16 protein-coding genes are annotated in these 17,752 nt (G+C 42.7%); 1 reads left to right on the forward strand and 15 read right to left on the reverse strand.

Annotation, left to right across the window (positions count from 1 at the left end; genetic code table 11):
- Positions 1–16 precede the first annotated feature (16 nt).
- From BSCG_RS12570 to BSCG_RS12500, 15 genes are all read right to left on the reverse strand, one after another.
- Positions 17–304 (reverse strand): immunity 17 family protein, encoded by a 288-nt coding sequence (locus BSCG_RS12570; protein ID WP_008776206.1) that lies wholly within the window; start codon positions 302–304, stop codon positions 17–19.
- A complete protein-coding gene (locus BSCG_RS12565; protein WP_032849556.1) occupies positions 270–1,646 on the reverse strand; it encodes a hypothetical protein in 1,377 nt (458 codons plus the stop codon). Before BSCG_RS12565 ends, BSCG_RS12570 begins: the two co-directional genes overlap by 35 nt.
- A gap of 6 nt (positions 1,647–1,652) precedes the next feature.
- Positions 1,653–3,416 carry a type VI secretion system Vgr family protein gene (locus tag BSCG_RS12560; RefSeq protein WP_004314531.1) on the reverse strand — a complete coding sequence of 588 codons (1,764 nt, stop codon included), beginning with the start codon at positions 3,414–3,416 and terminating at the stop codon, positions 1,653–1,655.
- A gap of 110 nt (positions 3,417–3,526) precedes the next feature.
- Positions 3,527–3,922 carry a type VI secretion system tube protein TssD gene (gene tssD / locus BSCG_RS12555; protein ID WP_004310139.1) on the reverse strand — a complete coding sequence of 132 codons (396 nt, stop codon included), beginning with the start codon at positions 3,920–3,922 and terminating at the stop codon, positions 3,527–3,529.
- A 513-nt stretch (positions 3,923–4,435) separates the two neighbouring features.
- On the reverse strand, positions 4,436–5,239 hold the full coding sequence (locus tag BSCG_RS12550; protein WP_004322098.1) for a DUF5457 domain-containing protein: 804 nt from the start codon (positions 5,237–5,239) through the stop codon (positions 4,436–4,438).
- A gap of 5 nt (positions 5,240–5,244) precedes the next feature.
- Complete coding sequence (tssR, locus tag BSCG_RS12545; RefSeq protein ID WP_008776208.1) at positions 5,245–7,593, reverse strand: type VI secretion system protein TssR domain-containing protein; 2,349 nt, start codon at positions 7,591–7,593, stop codon at positions 5,245–5,247.
- Positions 7,590–8,531, reverse strand: a complete 942-nt coding sequence (locus tag BSCG_RS12540; RefSeq protein WP_008776209.1) for a PKD domain-containing protein — start codon at positions 8,529–8,531, stop codon at positions 7,590–7,592. The genes tssR and BSCG_RS12540 overlap by 4 nt, the downstream gene beginning before the upstream one ends.
- 10 nt (positions 8,532–8,541) lie before the next feature.
- The gene (gene tssO, locus BSCG_RS12535) at positions 8,542–8,988 is read right to left on the reverse strand and encodes a type VI secretion system TssO (protein WP_004310143.1); all 447 of its coding nucleotides are present in this window, start codon (positions 8,986–8,988) and stop codon (positions 8,542–8,544) included.
- Positions 8,985–9,482 (reverse strand): hypothetical protein, encoded by a 498-nt coding sequence (locus tag BSCG_RS12530; RefSeq protein ID WP_005777317.1) that lies wholly within the window; start codon positions 9,480–9,482, stop codon positions 8,985–8,987. Before BSCG_RS12530 ends, tssO begins: the two co-directional genes overlap by 4 nt.
- 20 nt (positions 9,483–9,502) lie before the next feature.
- Positions 9,503–10,651, reverse strand: a complete 1,149-nt coding sequence (locus BSCG_RS12525) for a hypothetical protein (protein WP_008776210.1) — start codon at positions 10,649–10,651, stop codon at positions 9,503–9,505.
- Between the two features lie 3 nt (positions 10,652–10,654).
- Positions 10,655–11,533 carry a TssN family type VI secretion system protein gene (locus BSCG_RS12520; RefSeq protein ID WP_008776211.1) on the reverse strand — a complete coding sequence of 293 codons (879 nt, stop codon included), beginning with the start codon at positions 11,531–11,533 and terminating at the stop codon, positions 10,655–10,657.
- 13 nt (positions 11,534–11,546) lie between these two features.
- Positions 11,547–12,482 (reverse strand): hypothetical protein, encoded by a 936-nt coding sequence (locus tag BSCG_RS12515; RefSeq protein WP_008776212.1) that lies wholly within the window; start codon positions 12,480–12,482, stop codon positions 11,547–11,549.
- Entirely contained in the window at positions 12,467–14,905 is a 2,439-nt protein-coding gene (locus tag BSCG_RS12510) for an AAA family ATPase (protein ID WP_008776213.1), read from the reverse strand. The genes BSCG_RS12515 and BSCG_RS12510 overlap by 16 nt, the downstream gene beginning before the upstream one ends.
- Positions 14,902–16,677 carry a type VI secretion system baseplate subunit TssF gene (locus BSCG_RS12505; RefSeq protein ID WP_008776214.1) on the reverse strand — a complete coding sequence of 592 codons (1,776 nt, stop codon included), beginning with the start codon at positions 16,675–16,677 and terminating at the stop codon, positions 14,902–14,904. The genes BSCG_RS12510 and BSCG_RS12505 overlap by 4 nt, the downstream gene beginning before the upstream one ends.
- A 7-nt stretch (positions 16,678–16,684) precedes the next feature.
- Complete coding sequence (locus BSCG_RS12500; protein ID WP_004310150.1) at positions 16,685–17,107, reverse strand: GPW/gp25 family protein; 423 nt, start codon at positions 17,105–17,107, stop codon at positions 16,685–16,687.
- Between the two features lie 167 nt (positions 17,108–17,274).
- Between BSCG_RS12500 and BSCG_RS12495 the strand changes: the two genes are divergently transcribed.
- Positions 17,275–17,742, forward strand: coding sequence for a hypothetical protein (locus BSCG_RS12495; RefSeq protein WP_004310151.1), 468 nt, complete (start codon positions 17,275–17,277; stop codon positions 17,740–17,742).
- The last annotated feature ends 10 nt before the right edge of the window (positions 17,743–17,752 follow it).

Consider the following 17,752-nt stretch of genomic DNA (forward strand, 5'->3'; position numbering starts at 1 on the left):
CTGTCAGTTTTTATCATTATTTAACTCGAAAATACAAATAGGCAGATGCAACAATGGCAATCATAATAATTACACCGAGCCAAAATCGGAATCCGATTGGACCCAATAAGTCAAGAAAGAAATTTCCTCCCCAGCTTCCGGGTCTGGCGTATGTCCATTTCCAGTCGAATATCAGTCCGACAAGCCAAACCAATAGCAGAAAGATTACTACTAAGTACCCCACTTTAGGGTTCGCATAGGCATATTCGGTTGCATTAGTAAACAGCCTTTCAAGATTTCGCAATATGTTGTTCAGCCATTCCATTGTATTTTCCTAAATTTCTTTTATACTCATACAAATAATTCTCCCAGTTATCTCCTAACACTTTGGTCAGAACTTCATTTATTTCATCGTCACTGACCAGCTTGGAGCGTGCCGAACTGTTTAACAGGCTTAATAACAGGAGAGGATAAGAGGAGTTCTTTATCAGGTCTATGGAAAGTTTGTCTGAAAGTCTGAAACCTTCCACATAACATTCCGCAGCTAACGATTTCTCATAATTATTTTCCCGGCACCAACCACACAGCCTCAATGCTTCACTTTGCATTAGGTAATCGTTGCATCTGGAGTATGCTTCAGCACCGCGATAGTACGTCTCTGCCGCTTCTTTCCAAAGCGACTCCCGTACATAGATGGAGGCTTTCCCCAATAAGGTGTTTCCGAGCAATCGGCAAGCTAAAGAGAGATCTAATTTTTCTTCCCCGATTTCAGCGGCTTCTACGGCTTTGTCGGCAAAGTACATGGCCGTCTTGTAGTCCTTACGGGAAATCTGGTCTGTATATAGAATTGTATATACGGTTACAAATTGACTGATCCAGTTAATGTCTTTCTTCACATTTTCGAGAGCGATATCGAGGCATTTCTTCGCAAATTCCTCTGTTTGCGCTGCGTTCCCTTTTTTCACACTGTTCATCAGTTTGATTAATGCCAGCCTGAAATTCGAGGCTGCCGGGTCGCTCTTATCTTCATTCGCCGCTTGTTCCGCAAGTTGCTCCATTGCACCGTCTAAATCTATTGGTGGATAAATAGACACCGCGTCATTGGAGTGTTTGGCCATTAGTTTGCCAAACTGTTCATAGTCTTTTATGTCGGATATCCCCCATACCATTTGCTTGTGGAATGGCAGAGCAAGAGCCTTTTCAAACCATTCACGACATCCGTCATAGTCGTATGTGTTCTTTAGGTTAAAGACAAAACTGCATTTCATATCAGTCCCTTTTACAAGGGATTCTGTCAGCTTGTTGAAGTTGGCAACTGCGACGGAGGCATCGTTTTCCGCTTCTTCCGACTTATAATCAGCTATCCAATCAACACGTTCAAAGACAATATCTTCGGGTTTCTTTGAGTTATTCCAGTATTCTACTTGTTGTGCAATATACCCTACAACATCTTTTGAGAAATCGGTTCTGGAACTGAACGGAAGTTCTATGAGGAACACCATATCTTCCTCTTCGCTATCAAGGGCAAGCATATAGTCATAGAAAGCATCAAGCATACTTTCGTCTCCCGGATTGATGACGATACGGATTAACTTGACCGGTTTCCTGACTGCATCTTCCCATTGGTAGAGCATCTTGTCTGCTATTTGTTGTATGGCGTTGCTCATATGTTGTTAATTCAATTTGACAATAGTTCCGGCTACGGCTGTGGTTCCGGAAGAATCTATCGTAGCCTTTGTTGTACCGCTGACCGTGGCACTGCTGCTGCCGGTTGCTGTAAAATCAGTACTGGAGATATTATAATTGCTGCCTGCTGTACAATCAATATTTTCTGCCGATTGCGCAATATTGGCACCCGCGGACTCTGTTATGTCCTTTTCCGCATTAGATGATATATTGCCTTCGCTATCAATCATTATTTTGTTTTCTCCAACACATAAGGTGATGCTTTTAGAGGCAGATATTGTGATATTTCCTTCTCCGTCTGCCGTATAGCTGTTGCCTTCCTTATCTTTCATCATAACGCTTCCTTTTTCATCATCAAGCGTTATGGTACAACCGCTGCGGGTAGTCAGGCTTTTTGTTTTGTTTGAACTGCCGCCACCGGTGCCTGACTTTCCATGGAATAAGCTGCCAAGTACAAACGGACGGTTCGGGTCATCATATCTGAATGCCACCATGACTTGGTCTCCCTTTTCGGGTATGAATACAAATCCTCTGTTTGTGGCCACTTTGTCGCTTGTACCTGCGTCGGGAGTGAGCACCCGTATCCACGAGGTTTGCATCGGACCGGTCTGCCAGTTCATCTTGACTTGGACGCGGCCTAACTTTTTCGGGTCCTCGTTGCTGACAACCACGGCCTGCTGTGTATGAGCGACAGGCAGAGGTACATCCGGGCATGGAAGGGTGGGAATAGAGGACGGAAGTGCGGTGAAATAGTTCTGGTAACTGTCACCCATACCGGCTACGTGGGTTATTTCTGTAATGATATAGGTACCGATGCTATTTTTTACGTGGATACCTATTCCTGTATGGATAGCGGTATGAACATCTATGATACTGCCCACCGTAAGGATGCGGCAATCGCTTTCCCCGGTGATGAAACTGGATGCGGCGCTGTCGCTTTGCTGCCTGCGTTGGAAATAGGCGTCAAGTTCACCCTTATTGGTTATGCGCGGTTCCGCCCGTTGGACAGCGGGAGCGGTAAACAAAGCCAATGACGAGTCAAAGGCCGCTTGTCCCAATGTGTTTTGTCCGGCTGCGGTATCGGGGGATTGACCGTTATAGGTCTGGTCGTTCACCGAATGGTAAGAACTTCCCTTTATTGGTCGGGCAAGTGTCTGCGAGCAGACATCGAGCACGGATAGTTCCTCGCCGTATGTCAGCTTGGTCGTCGAGCCGGCCTGTGGCTTCCCGAATACAAGGTTCTGTCCGTCGTAGTAGAGCCATTCCTGATATTGGCGGGCAAGCCGTTGTATGAATCTGAAGTTGGTTTCCTCGTACTGGCATTCGTATTCCAGCTTCGATTTCGTTTCCGGATTGACAAGAGCTTGCACTCCCGCCTTGTCTGTAAGTTCCTTAACGATGTCAGACAAGGATTTGTTGCACCATGAGGCACAAGTGTGGTCTGACTCCAATAGGAATGTTGACGAATATCCCGTCACTTTTATATTTCCGTGTGTTCCACCGGAACGATGAAGTCCCACCATGGTGGCCACGCCGACAAAAATAGTGCCGCCGAAGTCCATGATTACTTTTTTCCCAACCCAGTCTTTTGACGCCTCCGGGATTTCTACGCCATAGGCTTCTATGGCTTGGATATCCAGTGTTATCTCAAAGTAGTGATGCTCATTGATGCTCTGTTTGAGCATCAACTGCACAAACGACGGCATAGGTATGCCGGCTATTTCCAATGTGACTTTTTTTTGTTCCAGCATGGCGGCATTATATTTGACGGTTTATATCCAAATTGCCAAAGCCGCCCGGCGGAAGTCCGTCGGACGGCCTGACAAATGTTTTGATTTAGGATTTACCTATGTACGCCGATTTATTTCTTCGGCCAACGGTTGTCAAGAGCTGCGCTGCCGACGATGATTTCTTCAGCGGAGAACGTAATGGTGATTGTCATAGGCACATCGTTGTTCGCGTCCAGAGTTTCCGAGTAGTGAACGATGTATGCGTTCTTGAACTGGATCTCCTTCATCTTGGCATCTTCCTCCGTTTTTTTGTAGATAATCTTTCCTTCTACAGGTTTGAAAGGACTGTTCAACATCGCTTCGATGACCGAAGTGTCTTCTGTTGATTCGATGGTTGCTTTTACTCTACCACCCAATACGCTTGAAGAGGGCATACCTTTAGGGTCCGTGTTACGACTAAACTCATAGTTTGAATAAAGGACGTCAAATTCCTTGTTGTTAAGTTCCAATGATGCTCTAAATGCCATAATACTTGGATTTAATGGGTTAAACTTAATTATTTTACTTCGGTTTCTCCGTCCTTGCGCCCTAACCGGTATAGATGCAAAAAAGAGAAAACCTCAAAAACGATTTTTTGAAATTTCCTCTCAGCCTCCGGATGACTCAGTTTTATTGTGGGAAAAAGAGAAGAAAATAAAACATCATCTTTGATGTGAGCAAATATAAGTGCTTATATTCATTTTTCCAAATTTTTTAGCGCGTTTTTTTGCTGTTATTTTCATTTTAACACGTTTTAAACTAATGTTCGTGTATAAAGCCACTGTCCTATATGATTAGAAACACGCCCCGTTGATGATGTGTCGCTATTAAATTGATTCCTGGCATTGTACAATAACACTTGTAGAAGAAGTTTCATCAGGAACGGACGAAACCGTCGGAAAGTAAACTGCTGCCGGAATGCAGAAAAACGGTATCCACCGCATGAAAGTGGCAGATACCGTTAGCAGATTGACTATGCAGTCTGAATGTTTGCGTATATCCTAATTCTTACGTCCATATCGGCAGATGAGCAATGAACTTAATACCAGGAGTGCAAGGGCAATCATCCATGTGTAGATCTTCCGTTCCTTTTCCAAATGTTCGATGTCCGCCGCTTGTTGTTTGGAGCAAGTTGTCAGTATATTAATCTGGGATTGTTGTGCCTTGCAGATATCCATAAGTTCAGCATTAATCCGTTGCTGTGTCTCCAGCGAATTTTGGATGTTCTTGAAGTTGCGGTTGGTCGTATATGCGTCACGGATATATCCGGGCGTGCTTACCTGTAACGAGGGAACCTGTATGCTGTCCGGAAGGTATGTCAGTTCTGCATTATTGCGCCGTTCCGTTGCGAAGCTGTTGAACAGGAGTATACCAACAAGTGTGCCGCTGATCAGAAAGGCTATTAATGCTATGATGGCAAACATTGTGTTTGATGATTTCGCGACAGGTTGTTGGTACTCTCGTTCAAGCCATGGATGATGGTTCATCGTGTGAGGCGGAATGGATGTTCCATACTCTACAGTCCGGACTTCGGCATTTTCTTCGGTCTCTTTTTTCTCAAGAGCCTTACGTCTTGATATATCCATAAATTCGCGCTTGGCAATCTGGTATTTATCCGCTTGATAAATTACAAGGTCGTTTTTTACCAGCCAGTCAAGAACGTCCTTGACACTCCGTTCTGATACCTTGAGGTTGCTGATGCTCCAAAATATTTCTGCACAAGATACCCATATTGGCTTCTGGAGGCACTTCTGATATAGGATTTCAAGAATCTCTGCCTGTAGTTGTTCTCTTGTTGGTTCCATTTTATTTACAGTATTAATTGTTTCGGAATAAAATAATATTTCTTGCCGGCGATGAATACAGGTCTGAAAAGGTTGCGTTGATACATGTCTTCCAGTCTCTTCATCTTTGAAATCAGGGCTGTATAGCCACTATTAAAGTCCGTCAGTTCAACCTTTCTTCTCTTTAGTTTCTTCACCTTTGTTGAATTTAAAAGGCTGTCATTGGCCATGACTCCCGTCTTACAATAGAAGATTTGAGCCAAATATGGATTTCTGGGCAATACTTTTCGATAGAAACTTCTGTTTATGCTTTTCTTTTGCCGGTTAAATTGCTTGCGAAGCACTCTTAGCTCCTTTTTCCCTATGTTATCTGAGAACTCCGGGAGCAGTCCCCTGTAGCTTTGCAGCAGTTCCATCACTTCCTTGTCATCGAGTAGATATCCATATTCGTACCCGTCCATTATACTGTCCGCTACGGAGGCCTTTATATAGTAGGTGTCATTCACGCTGTTTCTATCTATATCGTCAAGGCTCATACTGTCAGGATTTTCCGTATGATGGAATATATGCGTCAGTTCGGATGTGGGACGGCTTCTTAGGACACCTATATTTCGCTCATAATCTTTAAGTGAGTGCAACAGTAGGCTGTCCGTCTCGAAAGATTGCCATAATACGGAATCCAAGGCTGTTTCCAAAGCGTTGCTTTCCAGTCTGTTTCTACCTTTAGGGAATAAGATTCCTCCTACCGTAAGGCTGTTGTATGGAGCATCATACAGGTATAAGTTGGCATCCGTAGCTTCTATGTTCTTGAACAGCTCCGTCTTTACCAGTCTGCTGTCTGCGATATAATTGGATATATGGTCTATGTATTTCGTAGAATGGCTGTCCAGAATGGATTTGGCCTGCAATAGGAAGTCCTGATAAGAAGTGCCTGATGCTCTGTCTATCTGGGCAAACAGAAGCCTTGCCGGTTGGGTTGCCAGCCACGAGAGTTGTTGCTCGTGCAAGGATAAAGTTTGTTTTGACCCTAAAATGACAAATACATTGTTGCTGAAACGGCTTTCGTTATCATAACGGGAGATTTGTTTGATAGCCCCGCCAAAACCGTAAAACGATGATTGTTCCTCTTGTTCGTTTTTCCGCTTGGAAGAAATGGATTGTTTGATATAGTCGAGCCAGGCTGAAAAGTCCTTGGTTGGGGCCAAATGTCTGTTTTCTCCGTTGGAGGATATGCAGGTTGCCGAGAAAGTGTAGTCATACCCGGGCCTCATTTTCAGCTTTAGGTTCTGTAGCACATTGATATATGGGGATAGATAAGGCAGGTCGGCATCATTGAACAGTAGATGTATGTTCACGTTTTTGTTTTCCGCTTCCATCTTTCGGACATCGGAAACCATGATGTCTCCGCCTTTGATATTGATAATCTTATTCCAGTTCTTGTCCCAGACGGACAAAGGATAGTTCAGCCGGATATTCCCATTCGTCATAGGCCCTGCCGGGTTTCCATCCAGGTTGAACAACATCGTACCCTGAATATTCGCATTATGTAATGCCAACGTATCGGGATACATTAGGTTGACAGCACACAACAAAGAATCACGGTATCGTGAATAATCAATATGATACACCTCATTTTGGCCGACTTCTGCAAGAAGGTCAGCGGGAACCCACCCTAAAAAGCGTTTGGTACTGTCTGATAATGCGGGAACATTGGAAATCAATGCGGATTTGCCGCTCTTGTCCAACTTGTATAGGTAAACAACCTCTCCGCTGACAACTACCGCATCCGTTGTTGTTTTCAAAAACGGCTCTCCGTATATTTTCAGGGTATCTCCATTGAAGAATTGATGGATATCGAACAGCTTGTTAATGCTGTTTATGCCTATACGGTACCTTATCGGCTGGTTGTTGCGGGGATTGATGCGGGCATGGTCGTACATCAGTACATTTTCCGATGGTATCCATCCGGCATAATTGACTTTACGGGGTTCCTTAAAGTGTCTCTTGCTGTTATACAGGAAACCTATTATCGACTTGGGCTTGCCTGTAATGTCTGGGTCAGCCTGAACGAGCTTGTAGGTTCCGTTCTTTTCACCTACTATGTAATAGGGTGTGCCAATCCCGTGTGAAGACCGCTTACGCTGGAAATACGGGTCTTCATAACTTTGATTTCCGGTCCTGTCCGAATAGACAATTCTGTTTGTCTTGCTTTTCTTTGTTTTGACAGGAGCGTCTGTTGATTCCGGATAATTGAATATATCCCTATCCATTATTTGTATTCTGTCGCGGATGGACACTTGGGCAGATACGTTGCACGCAAGAGTAATCATCACGGCCACAGAAAACAGATTTCGTATGAGATTCAGTTGTTTCATTTTTCAATATAACTTTGTGTCACATGGATGGACTTGACGCAATTCAAATCGTCAATTTTCACATCATCAATACTCACACGCTTTTTCCTGTTGCTTTCAAGAAAATGCAGTCCTTGGCAATAGCCGTTGAAGTCATTGTATTTTTCATCATTGATGACGACCACTACCTGGTCTGCATCAATGCAAAAATATTTGTTACGGATATAATTCGTATGTTCGTAATAGACCGACCTTTGTGAGACTTTAGCGTCAGCTATGGCTTGCAAGTGTTTTTTAATATCATTCTGTACCAGTACCAACGAATCTACCGTGACCAGTTCCTCTGCTTTTTCAAAGCGTGGGAGAATGATTATACGGTGCTTCACCGGATATTTCGTCGTATTGGTTTGTAATGAGATGGTGTATTCTCCCGGAATATCATACGAATACACGACTTGCTGCTCGTATGCGTCCACAGTACCGCTTTCTCCAAATTCCCATAGCCATGTGTCCATACCATAGCCTTCTGCCGAAAAGACCAGTTCTTCACCTTGATAACCCTCTGACACTCCATTTATACGGGGTATGGAATCAATGGCCTCATGCTCCAGCCCTGAGATAACTTTGATATACTTGTTTACGGAGTGTTTTCCGTCTATTTTCAAAGTAATAAGATATTTGCCGGCCTTACGGTAAGTGTATGACACATCCGTATTTCTCATCAGTGTATCACCGTTTCCCATTTCCCAAATGAGTCGCTTGCCTTTAATCGCTGCCGTATCGTTGACTAATAGCTCCAACCGCTCATTGACCTCATAATGAAAATTATCATTGGTGTCATACACATAAAAGTCAATATTGGCAAGGTGCGACTTCGAAGGCAAGAACAAAAATAAAAGGATACCTGCTATGGCAACCAGTCCCAATATGATGATTGTTATAGTTTTCTTATTATCCATCGCGAATGTTTTATAAATTGGCTTTACATTCTTCCAAATCCCGTTCAATCAGTGCATTGTTATGTACCAGACTGTTCAATTCCTCTTTTATGTCGAATTGGCATTTAAGCATTCTGGAGGACAACACGCCGAAAAGGAATTTCGTATTCATATTGTTTTCCTTGTATATATGCTGCAATTGGTAAATCCCATCCTTCACCTCGTCCATCTTTTGTACCTGATGAATGTTGAAGTCCAGAGAGTCAATCTCATTCCAGATGTTCTGCGCTTGCTGCATATGTGTATGCTGGATTTCAAAAATGCGTTCGGAATGGTTGATTTCGTTTATCAACTCCGAACTGTCCTCTGTCGGTACGTTGAGTATATACCGGCAAAGTATGATATAAATTGCGGCTACTGAGAAAATCAGCAGCAGGAGGAAACGGATGTTTCCCCATAGCATTTCGTCTTTTGTCATGGCTTCGTCAGTTTATTCTTGGTTAATTCCTGATATTTGATTCTACACTTTTCAAGTTGCTCCATGTTGCTTTCACGCTTTTTGCTTTCGCGGTCAAGGTCATCCATTGATGATTGGATGACACGGATCTGTTCAAGCATAGCTTTATACACTTCGTACTTGCTTTTATCGGCCTGCATCGCAATGTCATTTTCCATTAATAACCGTTTTTTGGTTATCAATTTTTGCATGTGCTTGTGTTCACTCGAATTTCGCCGCTTGGTCTTCAGATTGTTCAAGTCCCGGAACAATTCTTCTATCTGGAAGTTAAGTTCTGCCTGTTTCTTGAACACATTGTCATATTCGGCCTTCTTGCTTTCAAGAAGGGATATTCCCTTTTGTGCAGTCACAATCGTTACGATACCTCCGGTTGTGGTAACAATCAGTGCGATAGCGAATACCAAAGTAAATCGGAGTTTCGCTTTCAAACGAGCTATTTTGTTTTCTGCTTCCATACTTGCTATGATTTAATCGCTCAACCTATAAACGACCATGATCGTTTCTTTTGAGCCTCTATTGTTTCGTGACTTTCGTCTCCTACTATAATATTCTCACGAACCATTCCGATGTATTCCAGTTCACTCATTTTGTGGAACATATTGCTGAGCAGTGTCACAAATGCCCCTGCCGCCTGCAATGATTGGTTTATATTGGTATGGTCATACATAAGCTTGGTTACGCTCTCTATCTTCGTGATAAATTCAGAGGGTGTGACATTGGTCCATTCATAGAAGTATTGGAGCAATTGTTCTCTTTCCGTTTCGGAAAGACTTTGAAGAGCGGAGTTCAAACCGTTTGCAAGCTCATTCACGGCCTGCACAAGATATATCGGCGGTTGCTCTAAGGCAATTTGCTCGATAAAGAAGATTCTTGAGTTGTAAAAGGCAGAGAAAGCCTTACACAGCTCAAAAGTATTGTTGGCAAGCGTATCTCTACGCTTGTCAGCAACATTCCTGCTGTAAATGAGTTTCACGTCTTCTTTTATCGACTGTAGGGTACGTGCCAATTGGGAAATGAATGTTTTAATCCCATCGTGGCAAGCGGAATGTTGTACCGGTGGAATATATTGATGATTGATTTTATAGGTATTCCCTTGTCTGCATACCTCTGCCACCAGCAAAAAATTCTGGCTGTAGAAAGATTTGTTGACTTGGTTTTTGGGAACGATATGGAGTTTTATGCTCGGCAAGACATACGGGTGATGCAAAGGCACCTCTTCCGGGTCCGGTTCACCGACAGGTATCAAGTGATACGGATCTACGGATATTAGTACCATATACTCGCTGTCCTCGGCTTGCAGACCGGATTCTGAAATGGTTGCACAGGGTTTCTCATCCCCGTATAAACCGTCGTAATAAACGATGGGCAGACCGCCTTTGGTGATTGCGTTGCAGCTTTTCAGGCGGACACAGAGAGTGGACATGGTATCACCTGAAATCTCTATTTCAAGATTGTCACCTATCCCTTCAAGGACCTCTCCAAGACCATAGTTATAACTGGTCAGACTCCTTCCTGCTTCGCGGTTGAGAGCTTCGGTTTGGCAATACTGGTTTGCAAAGAAATGCTGGCTGGTCAGCTTCAGACCATTGACCCAGTTTACAGGCAAATATGTTAGTGTTTTCATATATTATGATGTTTTTGTTTCTACTTGTACACGCCGGATATATATCGTTTGATTATTCTTAATCTTATTGCCCTCACTCGTCAGAGTGGGGTCAAGTATTCTTATGAACAACGGGAAGTTAAACCATTTTGAGGTATAGAACATCCATCCGATTTGCATATCTTCCTTCTCTGTTTCAATCTTGTTTTGGGGGAAACGCCTGTTTTGGTCTTCGATAACCCAATTGAACCAATTCCCAAGGGATATTTCATTGGGTAGGCGGACAACCAACGAAGCGTATGTCGGGTCTTTTATATTCCGTTTGATCTTGACTTTGACCGTTCGGAAGCCGAAGTTGTCTATGTTGTCCCAATATTTCCGGTCAAAGGTACCATAGCTCAATTCCCATGGGGTATATATCGGATGCGGGATGTCCAGGAACAGGGTTCTGCTGTACATAATCAGATACGGGATTGCAAACCACAGGATATTTGTTGTGTTCCATAGCGAATAAGGTAGCTTGCTTATCAGTTCAAACAGCAGATAGTAGCACCATCCGCCTAAAGCGCATATTGTGGTTAGAGTGAGAATGACCGCTGTTCGGGAACTGCCAATACCGATTGCTCCGAACAAATCGGAGGTTGACAGTTTGCAGAACAATGCTCCAAGGAGGATATAGGACAATATCGTGAATGTCAAGCCTCCCCAGACGTATTCGTTTTTTAGGAAACCGAACAGGCTGGGTAAAGAGACAGCAATGGAAGCCAGAAGAATGAATATGATTAATTTCTTCAGGCTAAGTTTGCTCTTGATCGTTTTTATTCCGGTCAAGACAAATATCATCACGGCTACAAATAATGGAGCCAATAAATAACGTGCAAAGAAATATAGCAATATCTTCATATTATTAGATTTTTCATAAGTTCATATTATATCCTAATCGGTTTTCTCCGAGTATAAAATCCGTTTCTCCATGTACCAGATAATCAACTTCGATATTTCTTGTTGAAAGGATGAAAAATTCAAGTATCCGGCGGACATTGGATAGATGCGTTTTTACCTCCTCATAGTCATCTGTCGGAGTATCAAGGATGATTGTCGCCGTCAAATCATCGGTTTCACTTATCATTAGACCATTAAGGCCTAATGTCTGTCCGACACATCCGGAACCGACGGAAAGGTAAACCGTTTCATTAATCTCATGGACTTCCAGTCGCAGTTTCACCTTCAATCCCAAAACGATAAGAAGCAGTTGCTCGATAGCAGGCAGGTTCTCTTTATACCGTTCTGCATTGCAGAGGAATAGGAACAGCTTATATTTCTGATGGGAAGTAATGGATAGTTCGACATTTTCCATTACTTCAATCATCTTGATGAAGTTCTTCTTGGAGTCCGGGTCTGAAAAGAAATTCAGATGGCGGTTATTGATACGGACCTTTTCTTTGAAAAACTCTGTATCAAAGGGTGCAAAGAATTGTATAAGCTCTTTATCCTGTTTTTCATTGGCTCGGATGGCTTCAACTATCTCCTTGTTGCTCATGCCCGGTGTGCTAAGCACCAATGGATGAAATAGTAATTCCGGCAATTGATGGTAGATGCTGTTTCTTGCCAGATTCAGCAATATATATTCTTTGTCGGCATTTGTCGTTGCGATATGCTGTACCGAAACGCTTAATACATCTCTGGATTTCACACGACTGTTCATACCATGGCAATTAACCATAGTATGGTCCAACAGCCGCCGGTCAAGAATAAACTGAAGTTCATCATAAAAGATTTCTGCGACAAAGTTTATTGCCTGACTTCGTTGGATGCTTTCCAAGGGTTTCTTTTGCGCTAACATTGTTCCCATATCAGTTCACCGTTTCGATAGTTTATGACGATGTTGTCACCCGGCCTGATTTGTTCTGAGACAATCAGACGAGATACGGACTTCTTGATATAAGTTCTTATGACTCCAGCAATCGGACGTGCGCCGTATTTGGGAGAATACCCTTTGTTTGCCAGATGTTGCAATGCTTCATCCGACAAATTCAACTGGATATTTTTCTGTTTCATCAGTTGTTCTTGCAATCTTCCAAAATGGAGGTTGAATATCTGTTTGGCAACATTTTCATCTATTGGCGCAAACGGAACCACTTCGGTGAGACGTCCCAAAAATTCAGGTCGGAAATACTGTGCCATAACCTCGATGAGCTTTCCGGAATCAGGAATATGTCCGGATTGTATTTGTTCCACAATCCACTGGCTTCCGATATTGGAGGTGAAAATGATTATGGAATTTGAAAAATCTCCTTCCCGGCCCAGTTTATCATGTATTTTGCCTTCATCCATCATTTGCAGGAAAACATCATAAACGCTGCTGTGGGCTTTCTCAATCTCATCGAATAACACTACCGAATAAGGTTTCTGTCTGATTTGAGTGACCAGTAAACCACCTTCCTCATATCCTACATATCCCGGAGGTGCACCATACAGCAATGCAGCCGAATGTTCTTCCTTGAACTCGGACATGTCAAATCTGATCATGGCTGATTCGTCATCAAACAGTAACTCGGCCAGTGATTTTGTGAGTTCTGTTTTTCCCGTTCCGGTAGGGCCAAGGAAGAAGAATGAACCTATAGGCTTCTTGGGGTCACTCAGTCCGCTGCGTGATTCTATAATGGCATCTGATAAAGTCGTAATAGCCCGGTTCTGTCCTTTGACCCGTTCTTGCAATTTGCTCTCGATGCTCAAAAGTCGATCCTTCTCGCGGGCTTGTATTTTTCCGATAGGTATATTGGTGCACTCCGCTACAATCGCCTCTATTTCCGAAGAGCGTATCTCTTCAATAGACTGGTCGGATAGTGCCTTTAATTCTTTGATGATGCCCGACAAACGTCCTGCTTTTATCGCGATGTCATCTTCTTTATCCCATACATAGTTGTCTGACAGTTTGGTGGTCAATACGACACTGATTTTGCTGAATACAGAACGGTATAGTAAGTAAAGCGGCCCTTCAGATATTTTTTCGTCGAGACTCTTTATTTCCTCAAAATCCGCTTCCAAATCAGAAACACTGGCTCGTGCATTCTTATTGCATAGCCGGACGGCAGCAGCGGTTCTGTCAAGCAGGTCGATGGCGGCAGATGGCAGGCTGCGTTCCTTAAAATATCGTTTGGAGAGTGCGATTGAATCTTTAATACACGCATCTGAAATTCTCAGCTCGTAATAGTTTTCAATCCTTTTTTTATGTAATTGTATGGCACTTTCAAGTGTAGCCGTATCCAGTTCTTCAATCTTTATGATATCAAGACGCCCTTCTATCGGATGCTTTTCGATGTTCTTCCGGTAAGAATCGTTCGTGAGTGTGAGAACAAGATTTGCGGCTCCCTCGCTGATTTGCGCACTTAATATGTTGATAAGTGTGGATGCTTTGCCTGATACGCTGTTCTCCAAAAGAACCTGTAAATCATCAATCACCAGCACAGCTTGTTCCAATTGGTTGAGCTTGTGCATCAGATTGACAACTTTTTGTGCTATCTCCGTTTCAGACGAGGTTGATGCGAGCAGTTTTGCCGTATTGAGTCCGACAATAGATATTTGCTTTAACATCTCATCTTCATTCTCACAAATATCTTTGACAAAGGCGTTGATGATGGAACTCTTTCCGATACCGGATTCACCGACAATCAGTATGCCCTTGTTCTCTGAGCGTTCGAGGCATTCTAAAATAGTACGGACCTCTTTTTCCCTACCGACGACAAAGCCACCGGCATTGATGGTTTCTTGCTTTTTTAGGTTGTCGGCATAAGGAACGCTTGCTGTTATCTGCATTTCCTCTCCTTGATAAGAATGCAACGGGGTAAGGGCATTGTAGTGGGACAATATGTCATCTTCCGAAACATCCAGCATCTCTATCTGCTGATGCGAATACACGACACCTTCACGCAATATGGCGGTAAACACACAGATGGAGTCTATGGAATCCGCTCCTAATTTAATTTTAGACCGTTCGGATTCATCCAAAACCTTTGACAGTTCTTCATCAGGTTCCACTTCTTCTGTGGAAGTGCCACTGGACCTATACATTTCGCGGTGGGTGTCAAACCATTCCATTATGTAGCCGACATCCTTCTGCATCGAGGATAAAATTTCCTTTAGACCCGTGTTTTCTGCAAACATGGCCATGACAAGATGTGACACGCCGAACGTGTTATGCTTGTCTTGAAGTGCCATTCCTCTTGCTATCTTAAGGGCAGACACCAAACTTGGGCTATAATTGCTATCATTCATACGAATTTGATTTTATAGTTTGAATTACATACAGAGCGTTCAGTCAAATCTTTTTCAAGATAATGGGCCAATTCTTCCAGATTGGGAATTTCATCTTTATCAAATTGTCCAAACTTTATCTTGACCTCTGTCACTCTGATTAATCCTTTTTTGCTGTCAGGAGATATAGTCACGCCATTACCGACTTCGACTGATTCAACGTGTTTTCCCAGCTTGTGCAACAAGTAGCTTTTGATGTCTTCTTTAGATATAATCCGTTCCCGGGACAACAGACCGTACCTTAAACTATTAATAAGTTCCTGTTCGCTATCATGCGTTGTTCCTCCTTGCATACAAGTGCGCAACATGATGCCTGAAGCGTCATATTTTTCTATGTTGAATTGTTGTATCAGTGTGCGTTCATTGAAACCGTTCGCCAGAGAACCGGAAGTCACCCAATATTTTATCTCGGCATTGGTCGCATCCTTTTGGGGGACACTTAAAACAAAGGCCTTTATTTTGTTATCTCCTTTTAGCGTGGCCTCCAATCCTTTCTCTATATCATTTATCTTGTTGAACAACTCTTTGAGCTGCGTCGAAAGTGCATCCGGATTCATTGAGGCAAAAGCACTCCCGTCTTCTTTCATTAATTGTAACACTTTTGAAATTAGTGAGCGGGCACTGTCCGAATCAAATCGTTCAAGGTCGCCAAAATACAGGCTGAATATACCTGTCGGATTTTCCTCATACTGGTTCAGTCGGTTTACATATTCCCGGCCTTTGTTGTCTTGAAACGAGCGTATGTTCAAGAATTGTGTACGGTCCGGACATTTCAGGGGTATAATTCGTCCGGTGGAACGGAAATTATGCTGTTTGTAAACGATTTGTCTGTTTACAACCGGAAATGTGTTCAAATATACTTCCAGATTTTCAAGACTTTCTTTCGTGAATATTTCCGGAAAGACTATCTTGACCCAAAAGAGATTCTCAGAGTCATCCGGGACCTCGCAGTCGGCCACATAACCGGGAAACATTTCCCGGTAGGAATGTTTCTCTTTGGAAGCATCTTTTATACTCACATTAAAATATAGGTCACTATAAAAATCGCGGATTTCATCAAAGTAGTGCGCATTACTATATGGATCTTCAACATGAAGGCCTGTTTTTGTATTCAATCGGTTTCCTGTGCAGTCATAGAAGAAAGCCATATTCATAAACGGAAGCAACCCCATATCGGAAGGCTTGATACAAAACATTACAGAGTCCATTTTTTGCAGGACTTCTTTAGACACATCCAGCCCGACCCAGACGCAATAATCCGCTATCCGGTTTTTAGGGCCAAGGAAGCGTGTTGGAGTGCTAAAGCTATCGGTTGAATGCCTTATACTATCGTTGTATGCGATTGCTTTGACTTTTGCATCAACCAGTTTATAGGAAAACAAAGGGGTTATAAAGACTTGAATATCTCCTTTGCCAAATATGTTTTTCTCTGCATAAAAATGATCTTCGGCATCAAGTTCGCAACATTCCCCATGATTGGGGGTAATAGTCATAAGCGCATGGGCCGGCTTTGGCAGCGACCATTTGTTTCCTATGAGTATTCTGGACAGGCGGTGAAGTATCCGTGAATCGGACTGATCTATTTCTTGATGCAGCTTGTTGGACTCATGGGCAAAAACTTCAAGCAGCAAATCTATCACGGGGTCCATATCGCGTATATCGGATACACCCCAAAACTCCATAGCCTGCTTTAATATTCGTTCCTTTATTGCAATTTGTTTCTTGTCTGACATAGTTCGATTATTGTGATAAAGGGCTTATATATAATGAGGTGTTAAAACTGAATTTCTCGTTGGTTCTATCCATTATTCCGGTCACGGTTATTTGTGCCTTTCTTCGGATATGAGATACTTTATCTATATTTTCTTCTTCTATTTCCAAAAGGGTGACGTTCACATCTACATTCCGTAGTCTCTTTTCATATTTCTCTATCGTTTTTATTAAGGAGTTTTTTACTCCTTCCTCCCAATCGCTGATTTTCACAAGTTGGTTGAACTCAAGGTCCCATATCATGGAACCAAAGTCTTCTCGGCCGATAACTTCCCCATGGTGAGAAAGAATCAGTAGCATGATGTGTTGGGCTATCGATTCCTGATAGGAACACCTTTGCAATTTCTTGGCAACAGCCGATTGCAATTGTAATGGCATTTTCAGGTAAGTCATACTATTCTTTTATTTTATTCTATTTCGCAAATATACTCTTTTCCTTGTTAGATGCCAATAAAATGCTCCTAAAAATTTGACGGTTTCAGAAATAATTCATATATTGCGCACGGTCACAAAACCAAAAGAGAGCTATAAAAAAAGTATGATATTAAAAAGTAAATTCTATGGCAATCTACAATTATGGAATTGGAGGCAACGAAGTAAAAGTCGATGCGAACGAATCCATCGCGGAAATCCCCTCCAACCGAACTTTGATAGTTCAAAAACTGACAGATGAAGCTCCTGCGGCTCCGGAAAGCGTGTATGGTTTGGAAACCATTGAAGATGTGTTCCAACGTTTTGAACCAACAGTTGACTTATGCCACGTGGATGCGGAAGGTAATGAAATCAAGGAAATTATGACATTCACCGGACTTGGAGACTTCGGAGCCAAGAAGATTAAAGAGAAGAGTGATTTCTTGAGTAAACTTGACATTGAGAAAGAGCAGGGTGTCAGAATAACTCGCCAGCTTACTTCCAACCGCGCTTTACAGAAAGCACTTGAAAATCCGGAAGTCAAAAATGCCATTATGGACGTGATTGAATCATCAATCGAGGAGATTCTGGCAAATCAAAAGAAAGTAGAACTTTAATCTTTTACTA

It is taken from the genome of Bacteroides sp. 2_2_4 (genome assembly GCF_000157055.1).
Taxonomy (GTDB): Bacteria; Bacteroidota; Bacteroidia; order Bacteroidales; family Bacteroidaceae; genus Bacteroides; species Bacteroides ovatus.